At 69.4% G+C, this 13,324-nt stretch carries 12 protein-coding genes; 11 read left to right on the forward strand and 1 reads right to left on the reverse strand.

Annotated features, from left to right (window positions below; all coding sequences use genetic code 11):
- The first annotated feature begins 13 nt into the window (after positions 1-13).
- The gene (gene ypfH / locus AC07OZ_RS07910; protein WP_495466617.1) at positions 14-715 is read left to right on the forward strand and encodes an esterase; all 702 of its coding nucleotides are present in this window, start codon (positions 14-16) and stop codon (positions 713-715) included.
- Positions 716-787: 72 nt separating this feature from the next.
- Here the strand turns inward: ypfH and AC07OZ_RS07915 are convergent, their stop codons facing one another.
- Positions 788-2,524 (reverse strand): M14 family metallopeptidase, encoded by a 1,737-nt coding sequence (locus AC07OZ_RS07915; protein WP_495466618.1) that lies wholly within the window; start codon positions 2,522-2,524, stop codon positions 788-790.
- Positions 2,525-2,741: 217 nt separating this feature from the next.
- On the opposite strand from AC07OZ_RS07915, the gene ribA reads away from it, so the two are divergent.
- The 10 genes from ribA (at position 2,742) to dsbD (ending at position 13,322) form a co-directional block, all read left to right on the forward strand.
- Positions 2,742-3,365 carry a GTP cyclohydrolase II gene (gene ribA / locus AC07OZ_RS07920; RefSeq protein WP_331614064.1) on the forward strand — a complete coding sequence of 208 codons (624 nt, stop codon included), beginning with the start codon at positions 2,742-2,744 and terminating at the stop codon, positions 3,363-3,365.
- A 60-nt stretch (positions 3,366-3,425) separates the two neighbouring features.
- Positions 3,426-3,947, forward strand: coding sequence for a hemerythrin domain-containing protein (locus AC07OZ_RS07925; RefSeq protein WP_495466619.1), 522 nt, complete (start codon positions 3,426-3,428; stop codon positions 3,945-3,947).
- A 138-nt stretch (positions 3,948-4,085) separates the two neighbouring features.
- The gene (locus AC07OZ_RS07930; RefSeq protein WP_495466620.1) at positions 4,086-5,231 is read left to right on the forward strand and encodes an ImmA/IrrE family metallo-endopeptidase; all 1,146 of its coding nucleotides are present in this window, start codon (positions 4,086-4,088) and stop codon (positions 5,229-5,231) included.
- 6 nt (positions 5,232-5,237) lie between these two features.
- The gene (locus tag AC07OZ_RS07935; protein ID WP_495466621.1) at positions 5,238-5,762 is read left to right on the forward strand and encodes a PIN domain-containing protein; all 525 of its coding nucleotides are present in this window, start codon (positions 5,238-5,240) and stop codon (positions 5,760-5,762) included.
- A gap of 138 nt (positions 5,763-5,900) precedes the next feature.
- Entirely contained in the window at positions 5,901-6,302 is a 402-nt protein-coding gene (locus AC07OZ_RS07940) for a CPBP family glutamic-type intramembrane protease (RefSeq protein ID WP_495466622.1), read from the forward strand.
- Positions 6,303-6,315: 13 nt separating this feature from the next.
- Entirely contained in the window at positions 6,316-8,880 is a 2,565-nt protein-coding gene (locus tag AC07OZ_RS07945) for a choice-of-anchor D domain-containing protein (protein WP_495466623.1), read from the forward strand.
- Between the two features lie 47 nt (positions 8,881-8,927).
- On the forward strand, positions 8,928-9,179 hold the full coding sequence (locus AC07OZ_RS07950) for a DUF4266 domain-containing protein (RefSeq protein WP_495466624.1): 252 nt from the start codon (positions 8,928-8,930) through the stop codon (positions 9,177-9,179).
- A 7-nt stretch (positions 9,180-9,186) separates the two neighbouring features.
- The gene (locus AC07OZ_RS07955; protein WP_495466625.1) at positions 9,187-10,359 is read left to right on the forward strand and encodes a DUF3570 domain-containing protein; all 1,173 of its coding nucleotides are present in this window, start codon (positions 9,187-9,189) and stop codon (positions 10,357-10,359) included.
- Between the two features lie 45 nt (positions 10,360-10,404).
- On the forward strand, positions 10,405-11,331 hold the full coding sequence (locus tag AC07OZ_RS07960) for an FAD:protein FMN transferase (RefSeq protein ID WP_495466626.1): 927 nt from the start codon (positions 10,405-10,407) through the stop codon (positions 11,329-11,331).
- Positions 11,328-13,322 (forward strand): protein-disulfide reductase DsbD, encoded by a 1,995-nt coding sequence (gene dsbD, locus AC07OZ_RS07965; RefSeq protein WP_495466627.1) that lies wholly within the window; start codon positions 11,328-11,330, stop codon positions 13,320-13,322. The genes AC07OZ_RS07960 and dsbD overlap by 4 nt, the downstream gene beginning before the upstream one ends.
- Positions 13,323-13,324 lie beyond the last annotated feature (2 nt).

Consider the following 13,324-nt stretch of genomic DNA (forward strand, 5'->3'; position numbering starts at 1 on the left):
ACAATCGCGGCCCATGACCCAAGCCCATGTGCTGCTCCCGAAGGACGGAGCTCCTGAACTGCTGTTCGTGCTGCTGCACGGCGCCGGCGCCGATCCTGAACAGATGCGCCCGCTGGCCGAGGCCCTGCATCGCCAGTACCCGCGCGCCGCGCTGGTGCTGCTCGAGGGCTTCGAGCCCTTCGACGCGATCCCGGGCGGCGGGGCGGGCTTCCAGTGGTACTCCGAGGAGGGCGACGACACGCTCCGGGCGCTGCGCCTGAGCGCGGCCGTGCCGACGCTGGTCGCGCTGGTGCGCGGCTGGGCGGAGAAGCTCGATCTGGAGTGGGGGCGCGTCGCGCTGGCGGGGTTCTCGCAGGGCGCGATCCTGGCGCTGGAAGCGCTGCAGCAGGAAGAGCAGCTGGCCGGCCGCGTGCTGGCCTTCGGCGGCGCGTTTGCCTACTGGCCGCAGCATGCGCCCAAGGATGTCTCCATCCATCTGCTGCACGGGAAGGACGACGGCGAGTTGCCCTATCCCGCGCTGTTGAACGCGGCACGCGAGCTGATGACGCTCGGTGCCGACATCACCGCCGACGTGCTCCCGCATATCGGCCATGAACTGCACCCGGCGCTCATCGAGCGCGCGATGGAGCAACTGCGGACGTTCATTCCCGCGCGCCTCTGGCGCGAAGCAGTCCTCACGGCGGCGGAGCAGGACAAGAACGAGCCACGCCACTGACCCTCTTTCTCCCTCTCCCGCTTGCGGGAGAGGGCAGGGGTGAGGGCTGCGGTCGCGGCACGGCGACCAGCGTCAATCGAGGGTGACTTCCGTCCTCACCGTACCGGCGCGATCCGCCCACGCAACGAGGCTCAGACGCGTGCCCTGCGGCGCTCGCACCACCCACTCGCCGTACGCGCGATCGCCGGTGATGTCCCGCTCCGGCAGGAAGGCCAGCTGCGTCTGCTTCGGCGCATGCCCTTCCAACTGCGGACCTTCCATGCGCGGCTTGCCGCTCACCAACCCCACTTCCGGATCCACCGGCAGGAAGATCTCGAACATCACGCCGCGTGTCTGCTTGCGCGTCAGCGCCTGCTTGGTCACGTAGGCCGGCAGCCAGCCGCTGTTGCCCACCGCCATGCGTACCCGCCACGTGTCCGGCCCGAGCGCCCGCACCTCCGTGCGCAGCAGCTCCAGCTTCGGCAGGCTCAGCGCGATCTGGTTCATCCACGCCGGGAAACGCGCCGCCTCCCGCTCCCGCAGGTGCGGCGGCGGGTTGCGCCAGAAGTTCATCTTGTCCCAGCCGCCGATCTCCACCGGCCCCAGCTGCGGATGCATGAACGACGTCCACTCCACATGCGCCTTGCCTCCGCAGTGCTCGTCGCTCCACTTCAGCAGCTTGAGGTCGTCCTCCACCGGATGGTCGCGGAACCAGTCGATCCACTTGTAGCCGGTGATACCGGCCTCCTTGTTGGGCGACCACAGCTCCACCACCCAGAACAGCGCGCCCAGGTGCTCGTAGACCCAGTCCTGCGTGCCGGTGATGACTTCCTTGGGGTGGTACTTGAACTCGTGCCAGATGCTCACGGCGGGATAGCCCGTGTGCTGCTCGCCGAGCTTGGAGAAGCGCTGAAACGCCCAGAGGTCCTCCGGCGGCATCTCGTCGTCGCTGCGCGTGCCGCAGGGCCGCAGGATCACGCCGCTGTGCGTGTGGAAGCTGATCGCCGCGCCGATGTTGGGGTGGCTCACCATGAAGTCGACCATCGCGCGCACTTCGGGCTCGCTGGTCGGGTAGGGACCGGCGCCCACCTGCTCGAACTCCTGCCGCCAGCCGGCGGGGAAGTTGCGGTTCAGGTCCAGGCCTTCGCTGTCGCGGTTGACCTTGATGCTGAAGCCGTCGTGGTTGATGACCAGGCCCTCGGGCATCAGGCGGTAGTACTCGCCGCCGAACTCGCCGGGCTGGCGCGGGACCATCAGCCGCGGATCGTCCGCATGCTTCTTGTAGCCGCCGTGCGGGTCCGCGATGCGCATCGTCAGGATGCGGCCGTCGCCGTCGATGTCCTCGACGCTGAGGCCTTCGACCGGCTCCTCGTCGAACGGGTACGGGCGCGTCGACGAGCGGATGTGCCGCGGCCGGTCCGCCAGCGCGAGCTCCGCGCCGTCCGGGTTCAGTCGCGGCACCATGTAGATCGTGCGCGTGTCCAGCAGGTGGGTGGCCTGCGGGTCGGTGCCGTACTTGCTCAGCAGGTCGTGCAGGTAGTACAGGCAGGTCGTGCAGGCGGTGAGCTCGGCGGCGTGGATGTTGCCGTCGAGCCAGAAGGCGGGCTTCTCGACGTCGCTGCCGGTCGCGGTGTTGGTCAGGATGAGGACCCAGATCTCGCGGCCCTCGAAGCTCTTGCCGAGGGACCGCACCGACACCAGGTTGGGACAGGCTTCCGCGTAGCTGAACAGCAGCTGCGTCAGCGCCTCGTAGCGCGGGAATTCGTCGAAGCGCGGCGTCGGCAGCGTCGGGGTGGACGCGGGCGCGGCGGCGGGCGGGAGAGCGGTCATGGGCGTCCCAGGGGCGGTGTCGGTGCGGCCGATTTTGCATGCCCAGGCCCCGGCGACCGAGAGGGCTCTCCACCTCGGGACAGCGCGTTTTCCCTGAGACGGGTTAAATTGCTGGACTTGCACGTGCGCGCCGTCGCTTCGACGGGCGCGCATCGCACGACATGAACGAACGACACGACCGGGACGTCCGCGAGGACGCCGAGGCGAAGCTGGAGAGATGGCTGTGAATCACTGCGAGAAGATCCCGTTGGGGACGCAAGGGGCGACCGAGTGGGAAGTGGTGCACCTGCCTTCGACGCTGGGCGACTTCCAGGCGCGGGCCTTCCGCAGTCCCGCGACCGGTTCGGAGCATCTGGTCCTGTCGGTCGGTCCGCTGCAGGAGCGCGGCGGCCTGCTGCGCGTGCACAGCGAGTGCCTGACCGGCGACGTCTTCCAGTCGCTGCGCTGCGACTGCGGTCCGCAGCTGCAGGGCGCGCTGGACCTGCTGAAGGACGAAGGCGGCATCGTCATCTACATGCGCGGCCATGAAGGCCGCGGCATCGGCCTGGTCGAGAAGCTGCGCGCCTACGCGCTGCAGGAAGCCGGCGTGGACACCATCGACGCCAACCTGCGCCTGGGCCATGCCGAGGACGAGCGCGACTACGCCGACGCCATCGACATCCTGTGCCTGCTGGGCGTGAAGAGCGTCCGGCTGATCACCAACAACCCGCAGAAGCGCGACGCGCTGGTCGAAGGCGGCGTCGAGGTCGAGGCGCTGGTGCCGCTGCGCATCGCGGCGAACCCGCACAACGAGCGCTACCTCGAGACCAAGCGCAAGCGGATGGGGCACTACCTGGAGTGATCCGGGAGCCCTCCGGCGTCCATCCGGCAGCGACTCGCGAATGACGCCGTCGGCCCTGTCATGAATCTCCTGCACGCCTCGCCCGCCGCCGGCTTCAACGAGCCCTTCGAGTTGATGGCCGCGTGCCACGAGCGGATGGAGCGGACGCTGACCCTGCTCGAACGCGTCGGCGCGCACGTCGCGACGCACGGCTGCGACGAACAGGCACGGGACGCGGCAAAGGACGTGCTGCGTTACTTCGCCCTCGCCGCGCCGCTGCATCACGAGGATGAGGAACTGCACGTGCTGCCACGGCTGCGCGAGCAGGGCAACGGCGAGCTCGCCGATCGATTGCTGGCCGACCATCGGGAGATGGAGACGCGCTGGGCCGGGATCGTCCCGGACCTGGAAGCGATCCGTGACGGATCGATGCCGGTCGAGACGCTCAGCGCCGCGCGCGAACGCTGGCAGACCTTCGCCACGCTGTACCGGCGTCATATCGACGCCGAAGACCACGACGCGTATCCGGTGGCGAGTGTGGCAACACCTGGCACCGTGCTGCGCGCAATGGGCGAGGAAATGGCCGGTCGGCGACGCGTCTGAATCGTCACCCACTCATCGTCGCGATGGGGACTCCTCAAACGAGTGAGAGCAACGCGAAAGACGATGAGACTGAGTCATCGTCAATGAGCCCGCCGCGATTCACCATCTGCTGCTTTCCACTTCGATCGGGGAGCCAGCATGACCTTGGCGCATCACGGGTGTGGCGAACAGATTCGCATCGCCCGGGAACGTTTTCATTTGACCCAGCAGGAACTGGGAGAGTTCGTCGATCTGTCGGCGCAAGACATCAGCGCCATCGAGCGCGATGAGCGACCGACCCGAGACAGGGAGTTCGAGCGCATCGCCTATGCGGTGGGCCGGAGGCTCTGGGAGTTCAGCGGGGATGATTTCGTCGACTGCGGGGGCCTATCAGCCTTGTTCAGGGCGACGCCGCAGCCGATCGACCGGATGAAGCTGCTGCGGTCGCTGCAAGAGGGCATTGCTTACGCACTGCAGTTCGCCTCGCTCGAACAGAAGGTCGGAAGCAGGCGCTCCGCAGCACTCTGTCCTGCTCGAGATCTGTCGGCTCCGTCAGACGCCGAGGAGGCCATTCGCCAGGGGGATTCGACGGCAGCGGAAGAACGCGAGCGACTGGCCCTCGGTGATCGGGATCTCTTCCGGATGCAACATCTCTTCGAGATCAACGGGGTTGGGAGCGTGGCGATCTCCTCTCCGGACAACGTGTCCGGATTGACGCTGTTCGACCCGCGATTCGGAGCGTTCATCCTCTTCAATGCAGCGCAGTCATGGACCCATCGGCGCTTTTCGCTGGCACATGAATACGGCCATGTGCTGATGGATCGCCACCGCTTGGCGTCGCTCAGCAAGATCGGGCCGCCAGAAGACTTGATCGAGCTGCGCGCCGATGCTTTCGCCGCAGCCTTCCTGATGCCTGAAGGCGGTGTGCTGCACGCCATCACTCGCCCCGCTGGGAAGGCGATCGGATTGCTGGAGGTCGCCGCCGTCGCACAGGCATTCGGGGTCAGCCGCCGATCCGCTCTTCGCCGGATCAGGCACCTTCAACTCATTTCCGCCAGCGAATACCAAGTCCTCTCGACGCAGGAAGCAAAGGGCGATGGCGAGCCTTACTCGGCGCTCCTGGGGTTGTTCAATCCGCCGGAAGTCGACAGCCGACGGGACAGCCTTGGTCGGATGCTGAGCTTGGCCATCGAGGCCTTTCGCCTGGAAAGGATCTCTCGTCGGAAGTTGACCGGGATCGGCAAAGAGTTCGGCTTCGCGAGCAACACCATCGCGAAGCTCGTCGAGGTCTTCAGCATGGAGTGACTCGCAATGAATTCGACAGACCACGCCATGGCGAACACGACTGTGGTGACCGACGCCAACGTTTTGATCAACTTCATCCACATTCAACAACTCGACCTGCTGGGCCGTTTGAAGAATCACGGGTTCGTCGTCCCGTCGCAGGTCATCGACGAGGTCACCTGGGACGCCCAGGCCAAGGCGCTCTCCCTGGCCCTCGCAGAGGGGCATCTCCATCCCTGCCACATCGACGACCACGAGACATCGAGTCTTTACAAGCGCCTGATCAATGAGATCGAGCCGGGCGAGGCCGCTTGCATCGCGATCGCGCATATGCGGGATCACTCGGTCGCCACCGACGAAAAGCGTGATGCCGAGCGCATCGCGATCGAGATGTTGGGGAAACATCGCTTGCTGCGTACCGAGGACGTCCTCAAACGCTGCATCGATGCGGGGCTGATCACCGTCCCTGAAGCGGACGCCTTCAAGGCGACGTTGGCCAGGAAGCGTTACGCCATGAACTTTGCGTCCTTTGCCGATTTGGAAGCGGCATGAATACGTGTGGGGGCTTCGGCATCAAAGCCGAGGCCCTCGCCCCGTTTGTGACCAACTCGTAACGCCCCTCCCCTTCGCAACCTTTCTCCCGCGCGCTGGCACCTACGCAGAACCCCTGCGTGAATTTCCGCCGCGCCCATGCCGTCTTTCATCCCCGTCCCTATCCCGTGGGACGTCGTACTCCGGCAGCTCCTGCTCGCGCCGTGCTTCGAAGAGATCCTCTTCCGGCTCGGCCTCCAGGAGCGGCTGTCGACTTCGCGCGCCGCCGGCGCGCGGCGCCATGCCGTCGCGCTGACCGCGCTCGCCTTCGGCGCGACGCACGCGATCGTGCTCGCCATCGTCACACCCACCACGCTGCCGCTTTCCGCGCTGCTGCTCGCGCTCGCCACCGCCGTGCCCGCGTGGTGGATCGGCCTCAGCTATCGAAGACATCGCTCGCTGCCCCGCTGCATCGCCTGGCATGCGGGCTTCAACGCGTGCTGGCTGCTCGCGGCACCCACGCTGCTGCCGCTGCTCACTCCCCCTCTCTCTTCATCCTGACGAGGCTCCCGCCATGACCCTTCCCTTGCGCAGCGCCCTTCCCGGCGCGATCGTCGCGACCCTTGCGATCACGGCCGCGGTCCTCGCGGGTCCCGCCTTCGCCGCCGACCCCGTCGCCGGCCAGGCCCGCTTCTCGCAGGTCTGCGCCGCCTGCCACACGGTCGCTTCCACGGCCGTGGTCGACCGCGGCCGCAACAACCCCGCGATGATCCAGAACGCGATCAACACGATCCCGCAGATGAGCGGCGTGGGCGGCGCAGTCTCCGCCGCCGACATCGCCAACATCGCCGCCTACCTCGGCAACTCGCCGTCGTCGATCAGCTTCGCGCAGACCGCCGTCGGCCAGTCGAGCGCGGTCTCCACCGTCACCATCAGCGCCAGCCGGCTCGCTGCGCTCGGCAGCCTCTCGGCCGTCGCCAGCGGCGACTTCGCGGTGCAGGGCGGCTCCTGCGGCGCGACCGTGCCCGCGGGCACCAGCTGCACCGTCGGTGTCGTCTTCCAGCCCACCGCCGCCGGCGCGCGCAGCGGCGCGCTCACGATCACCCACAACGGCATCTCCACGCCCATCCCGATCACGCTCAGCGGCACCGCCAATGTCAACCTGACGGCGGTGCTCTCGGCCGACGCCACCACCCTGGCCTTCGGCAACCAGCCGCTGGCGAGCGCCTCCGCCGCGCGCACCGTCACGCTGAGCAACACCGGCACGGCCTCGCTCGACTTCAGCAGCATCGGCGTCACCGGCGCCAACGCGGCCGAGTTCACACGCGGCGGCAGTTGTGCCGTCGGCACGCCGCTAGCCGTCGGCGCCAGCTGCACCGTCACCGCCACCTTCACCCCGGCCGCGACCGGCGCACGTGCCGCCACACTGGCCGTTGCGGCGATCGCCCCCACGGCCAACAACGCCACTGCGAACGTCAACATCGCGATGACCGGCACCGGTCAGGCCCAGCCCACGCCGGTGTCCTCGCTGTCGACGACGCAACTCAGCTTCGGCGCGTTGACCGTCGGACGGACCAGCACCGCGCAGACCGTCACCGTCTCCAACACCGGCAACGCCGCCCTCAGCTTCAGCGCCATCGCGGCCACGGGACCGTTCACGACGACCGACAACTGCAGCGGCGGCGTGCCTGCCGGCGGCAGCTGTGCCGTCAACGTCAGCTTCGTTCCTGCCGGGGCCGGCGCCGCGACCGGCACGTTGAGCCTGACCAGCAACGCCGCCGCCTCGCCGCAGGCGGTCGCGTTGAGCGGCACGGGCGTGCTCACGAACACGCCGATCCTCGTGTGGACCGCCGCCACGAGTGCCGACTTCGGCACCGTCACGATGGGCGCCGACGGCGGCCTCAAGCACTTCACGCTGAGCAACACGGGCGACGTCGCCGCGACGCTCGGCAGCTTCGCCCTCGCCGGCGATGCCGCCGCCGACTACCGCGTCGACACGAGTTCCACCTGCACGGCCGGAGCGGCACTCGCGGTCGGCGCCAACTGCGACCTCGCCATCGGCTTCAGCCCGCGCGCGGTCGGCACACGCGCCGCCACGGCCGCGGTCGTCGCGGACAACGCCTCGCTCCCCGCGCCGCTGACGCTGACTGGCGTCGGCCTCGCGCCGCCGCAACCGGCGCTGCAGCTGTCGGCGACCTCGCTCGACTTCGGGCCCGCCGACACGAACGGTCGTCCGCTGACGCTGACCAACAGCGGCGCCGGCGTACTGCACATCGGCGCGCTGAGCGTCGACAGCGCCCGCTTCACCATCGACACCACCGGCACCAACGCCTGCGGCGCCGCGCCCTTCACGGTGCAGCCCGGCTCGAACTGCCAGGTCACCCTGCGCTGGCTGGGTGCCGGCACGGCCGCCTCTGCGCCCACCGGCACGGACACCGGCACGCTCACCTTGCAAGGCGACATGACGCCGGCCACGACGACCGTCGCGCTGCGCGGATCGCCGGGCAGCACCGAGCCCTCGAACAGCGGTGGTGGTGGCTGCACGATCGGCTCGGGCACTGGCGCGGCCGACCCCTTGCTGCTCGTGATGGCGGGGCTCTCCGCGCTGATCCTGTGGCGCCGCCGCAGCGCCCGCGCGACGCCCCTCGCGCTGGCTGCTGTTGGCTTGGCAACGACGCTGTCGTTCACGCCGACGGATGCATCGGCTGCCGACATCGGCCAGCCGCTCCCGGTCGCAAGCGTCACGAACGCCGACGGCGCGCCGGTCCCCTTGCATGACGGCAAGGCGAAGGTGACCTATGTCGACTTCTGGGCGTCGTGGTGCGGCCCGTGCCGCCAGTCCTTCCCGTGGATGAACCGCATGCAGGCGAAGTACGGCGCTCAGGGCTTGCGCATCGTCGCGGTGAATCTCGACGCGAGCCGCGCGGACGCGCAGGCCTTCCTCAAGGAAGTGCCGGCCAGCGTCTCGCTGGGCTTCGACCCGAAGGGCGACTCGGCCCGCCGCGTCGGAGTGCGGACGATGCCGAGCTCGGTCCTGCTCGGTCCCGACGGTCGCGTGCTGATGCAGCACAGCGGTTTCCGCGCCGAGGACGAGGCCGAGCTCGAGGCTCGTATCGCCGCCGCGCTGAAGGCGTCGTGAGTCGCTCCGTCCTTCATCGCTCCGACTTTTCTCCTGAGGAGTTCCCCATGCCCACACCTTCGACGCCGCATCGCCTCGCGCGCGCCGCGATGACCGCGTTGATCGCGTCGATCGCAGTCACGACGACCGGCTGCGCCATGCAGCCGCCCCAGCCCTGGGAGAAGGGCGCGCTCGCCCGTCCCGAAATGACGATGGGCGGCGACGTCCTCAGCGACCGGTTCGCGCAGCACATCTACACGAGCAAGGAAAACGCCTCCGGCGGCAACGGTGTCGGAGGAGGTGGTTGTGGCTGCAACTGAGAACGACGTGAACGCAGACGTGATCGAGGACACCGGCGCCAGCGCCGGCAGCAACCGCAACGCCTGGGGTGGCGTCCTGGCCGCCGCGCTCCTGCTCCCCGGCCTGCAGGCACCCGCCCTCGCCGAGACCCCGCCCGAGCAGGCCGAGATGTCCGTCAAGCTGCTGCACTACCGCGACCGCCAGCCCGGCTTCGACCGCATCAAGGTCACCGCGCCCTCGGTCTACCTGATGGTGCCGGTGGCCGGCCGCTGGTCCGTCGAGGGCTCGCTGGTCAACGACAGCGTCTCCGGCGCCTCGCCGCGATATCACAGCGCAGTCTCCGGCGCCTCGCGGCTGGAGGAGACCCGCAAGGCCGGCGACATCCAGGTGACCCGCTACAACGACCGCGATGCCTGGTCCCTCGGCGCCGCGTATTCCACCGAACACGACTACCGCTCGCGCACCGTGTCCGCCGGCTATCGCCGTTCCAGCGAAGACAACAACACCACCTGGAACATCGGCGCCGCCTACAGCGACGACTGGATCGGCTCCTCCGACGATCCGACGCTCAGCCGCGGCCGGAACACGACCCAGCTGACCGCCGGCGTCACACAGGCCTGGACGGCCGTGGACCTGGTGCAGCTCAGCCTCGGCGCGAGCTGGGGCCACGGCATGTACTCGGACCCGTACAAGTTCCCGGACCGTCGTCCCGACCGCCGCGAGCAGTACACGCTGATGACGCGCTGGAACCATCATTTCACCGACTGGAAGGCGACGCTGCGCAGCAGCTGGCGCTATTACGCCGACAGCTTCGGCGTGCGCGCCAACACGCTGGAGACGGCCTGGGTGCAACCCCTGTCCGGCGGCTGGACGGTGACGCCGTCGCTGCGCTACACGACGCAGCGCGCGGCGAAGTTCTATTACGACCCGGTCTACGACGCCGCACTCGGCGCGCCGCTGCCGCCGGGCTACACGGCGACCTCGCCGCAATACCTGTCCCCGGACCAGCGGCTGTCCGCTTTCGGCGCGATCACCGTCGGCATGAAGGTCGCCTACGAGATCGCCCCGAGCTGGACCGCCGACCTGAGCCTCGAGCACTACGAGCAGCGCGCCGCCTGGCGCCTGGGCGGCAGCGGCTCGCCGGGGCTCGCGCGCTTCCAGGCCGACTGGCTGCAGGTCGGCCTCTCGCACAAGTTCTGACCGGCGTCGACGAACACATCGACGACCAGAACCGACAAACGCGCCATGTGGTCCGTCCACCGCCATGCCTTCACTGCGATGGCCTCGCCCAACGAGATCGTCCTCGGGGGCGTGGCGCCGGACCTGGCCGCCGACGCCTCTGAAGCGGCGGAGGCCGAGGTGCGCCGCATCGAGCGCAAGTACTCGCGTTACCGCGAGGACAGCGTGATCTCCGCGATCAACGCGCGCGCCGGCCGCAATGCCGTCGCCGTCGACGAGGAGACGGTGCAGCTGCTGAACTTCGCCGCCGAACTGCATCGCCAGAGCGACGGCCTGTTCGACATCACCAGCGGCTGCCTGCGCCGCGTCTGGGACTTCAAGGCCGGCCGCGAGCCCACCCCCGACGCGCTGGCGCTTCAACTCCAGCGCATCGGCTGGCACCGCGTGCAGTGGGACGGACGCGCCATCGCCCTGCCGCAGGCCGGCATGGAGATCGACTTCGGCGGCATCGGGAAGGAGTACGCCGCCGACCGCGCGGTCGCCGCGCTGCGGGGACTCGGCCTGCGGCACGGCTTCATCAACCTCGGTGGCGACATCCGCGTCATCGGCCCGCGTCCCGACGGTCAGCCCTGGGTCTTCGCGATCCGGCATCCGCGCCGCGAGGACGAGGTCTGCGCCCGCATCCCGCTCAGCGACGGCGCGCTCGCCACCAGCGGCGACTACGAGCGCTTCTTCATCACCCCCGACGGCCGGCGCTGCTGCCACATCCTCGATCCGCGCAGCGGTCAGCCGGTCCGCCACTGGCAGGCCGTCAGCGTCGTCGCGCCGCTGTGCGTCGCGGCCGGCGCGCTGACCACGATGGCCATGCTGATCGGTGCCGAAGCGGCATCGCGACTGAGTACGCCGGGCGTCGGGTTCCTGCTCGTCGACGCCGACGGCCAGGTCCGCACGCACGACCCCGAACAACTGATCTCACTTCCGACCTCGCCATGAGACTCCTCACCACTTTCCTCGCCGGAGCGGCGGCCGCGTTCGCGCTGGCCGTCACCGACCCGGGCTCCGCCCATGCGGCGGTCGATCAACCCGCGTTCCTCGAGCCCACGCAGGCCTTCCCGGGCCGGGCCCGCATCGAGGCGGCCGCCGACGGCGCGGGCCGCGCAGGCGGCGGCAATGCGGCCACCGCCGCCGTGGTCGTCGAATTCGACATCGCCGCCGGCTACCACCTGTACCGCGAGCGCTTTGCCATCGAGGCGGACGGCGCCACGCTGCCCGCCCCGGGCCTGCCGGCCGGCAAGTCGGTCTTCGATCCCAACTTCAACAAGACGATGACCTTGTGGGCCGATGCCATCCGCGTCGTGCAGCCGCTGCCGCAGGGCGTCGTGCCTCAGACGCTGACGGTGCGGTATCAGGGCTGCGCGGATCGCGGGCTCTGCTATCCGCCGCAGCAGGCGCTCGTGCATCTGACGCGCGGCGGCGACGGCCTGCTGAAGGCGAGCTGGGAGGCGCAGCCGGACGCGCTGTCCGCGCCCATCGAGGAGGCGGCGCCGACGGGATCCGGATCGTCGACCGCTTCGACGGCATCGGCCTCCTCGACCGCCGCCGCCCCAACGCCATCGCCATCGCCATCGACGTCCTCGACCCCATCCACGGCATCGACCGCCGCTGCCGCCGATCAAGCCCCCGTCGACAGCAGCGCCGCCGCGCTCCAGTCGGGCAGCCTGCTGCGCGTCGTCGGCATGTTCCTGCTCGGCGGCCTGCTGCTGTCCTTCACGCCCTGCGTGCTGCCCATGCTCCCGATCCTGTCGTCGATCATCGTCGGCCAGGGCGCGCCGGTCTCGCGGGCGCGCGGCTTCTCGCTGGCCGTCGCGTACTCGCTGGGCATGGCGATGGTCTACACCAGCGCCGGCGTCGTGGCGGGCCTGCTCGGCTCCGGCTTCGCCGCCGCGCTGCAGAACCCGTGGGTGCTGGGCAGCTTCGCGCTGCTGCTGTCGGTGCTGGCGCTGTCGATGTTCGGAGTCTGGGAATTCCAGATGCCGGGCTTCATCCAGGACCGCGTCAACAACGCCTCCAACCGCATCAAGGGCGGCCGGCACGTCGGCGTGTTCCTGATGGGCGGGCTGTCGGCGCTGCTGGTGGGGCCGTGCGTCGCCGCGCCGCTGGCCGGTGCGCTCGTCTACATCAGCCAGACCCGCGACGTGGTGCTGGGCGGCTCGGCGCTGTTCGCGCTGGCCTGCGGCATGAGCGTGCCGCTGCTGCTGCTCGGACTCTCCGCCGGCACGCTGCTGCCGCGCGCGGGCCGTTGGATGGAACACGTGAAGACCTTCTTCGGCCTGCTGCTGATCGCCGTCGCGCTGTGGCTGGTCTCGCCGGTGCTGCCGACCGGCGCGCTGATGTTCCTGATCGGCGCCGTCGCGTTGATCGCGGCCATCTGCCTGGGCGCCTTCGAGTCCGGGCGGCCGCGCGCCCTGAAGGCCGGCGGCGCGCTGGTGGCCCTGTGGTCCGCCGCGATGATCGGCGGCGCGCTGTCCGGCGGCGACAGCGTGCTGATGCCGCTGCGTCATCTGGCGCGGACCTCCGTGGGCGGCCTGCCGCTCGCCAGCGCGGAAGCCGCGTCGCGCGCGACGCAGGCACCGGCCTTCGAGCGCATCACGACGGTGGCGCAGCTCGATGCGGCGCTGGCCTCGTCGGATCGTCCGGTGATGCTGGACTTCTACGCGGACTGGTGCGTTGCCTGCAAGGAGATGGAGCACCTCACCTTCTCCGATCCGGCGATCGCCACGCGGCTGCGCAACGCGCGCCTGCTGCAGGCCGACGTGACCGCCAACAGCGCGGAGGCCAAGGCCCTGCTCAAGCGCTTCCAGCTGTTCGGCCCGCCGGGGATCCTGTTCTTCGACGCGCAGGGCAAGGAGCTCGCCGCCGCCCGCACGATCGGCTTCCTGCCGGCCGATGAATTCGCCCAGCGCCTGGATCGCGCCAAGCTGTGACC

The organism is Roseateles sp. GW821-FHT09G03, from assembly GCF_059416045.1.

What these genes read in the sequence shown, in the direction of transcription:
- ypfH (WP_495466617.1), top strand. Translation starts at nt 14, where the DNA reads ATGACCCAAGCCCATGTGCTGCTCCCGAAGGACGGAGCTCCTGAACTG.
- AC07OZ_RS07915 (WP_495466618.1), bottom strand. Translation starts at nt 2,524, where the DNA reads ATGACCGCTCTCCCGCCCGCCGCCGCGCCCGCGTCCACCCCGACGCTG.
- ribA (WP_331614064.1), top strand. Translation starts at nt 2,742, where the DNA reads ATGGCTGTGAATCACTGCGAGAAGATCCCGTTGGGGACGCAAGGGGCG.
- AC07OZ_RS07925 (WP_495466619.1), top strand. Translation starts at nt 3,426, where the DNA reads ATGAATCTCCTGCACGCCTCGCCCGCCGCCGGCTTCAACGAGCCCTTC.
- AC07OZ_RS07930 (WP_495466620.1), top strand. Translation starts at nt 4,086, where the DNA reads ATGACCTTGGCGCATCACGGGTGTGGCGAACAGATTCGCATCGCCCGG.
- AC07OZ_RS07935 (WP_495466621.1), top strand. Translation starts at nt 5,238, where the DNA reads ATGAATTCGACAGACCACGCCATGGCGAACACGACTGTGGTGACCGAC.
- AC07OZ_RS07940 (WP_495466622.1), top strand. Translation starts at nt 5,901, where the DNA reads ATGCCGTCTTTCATCCCCGTCCCTATCCCGTGGGACGTCGTACTCCGG.
- AC07OZ_RS07945 (WP_495466623.1), top strand. Translation starts at nt 6,316, where the DNA reads ATGACCCTTCCCTTGCGCAGCGCCCTTCCCGGCGCGATCGTCGCGACC.
- AC07OZ_RS07950 (WP_495466624.1), top strand. Translation starts at nt 8,928, where the DNA reads ATGCCCACACCTTCGACGCCGCATCGCCTCGCGCGCGCCGCGATGACC.
- AC07OZ_RS07960 (WP_495466626.1), top strand. Translation starts at nt 10,405, where the DNA reads ATGTGGTCCGTCCACCGCCATGCCTTCACTGCGATGGCCTCGCCCAAC.
- dsbD (WP_495466627.1), top strand. Translation starts at nt 11,328, where the DNA reads ATGAGACTCCTCACCACTTTCCTCGCCGGAGCGGCGGCCGCGTTCGCG.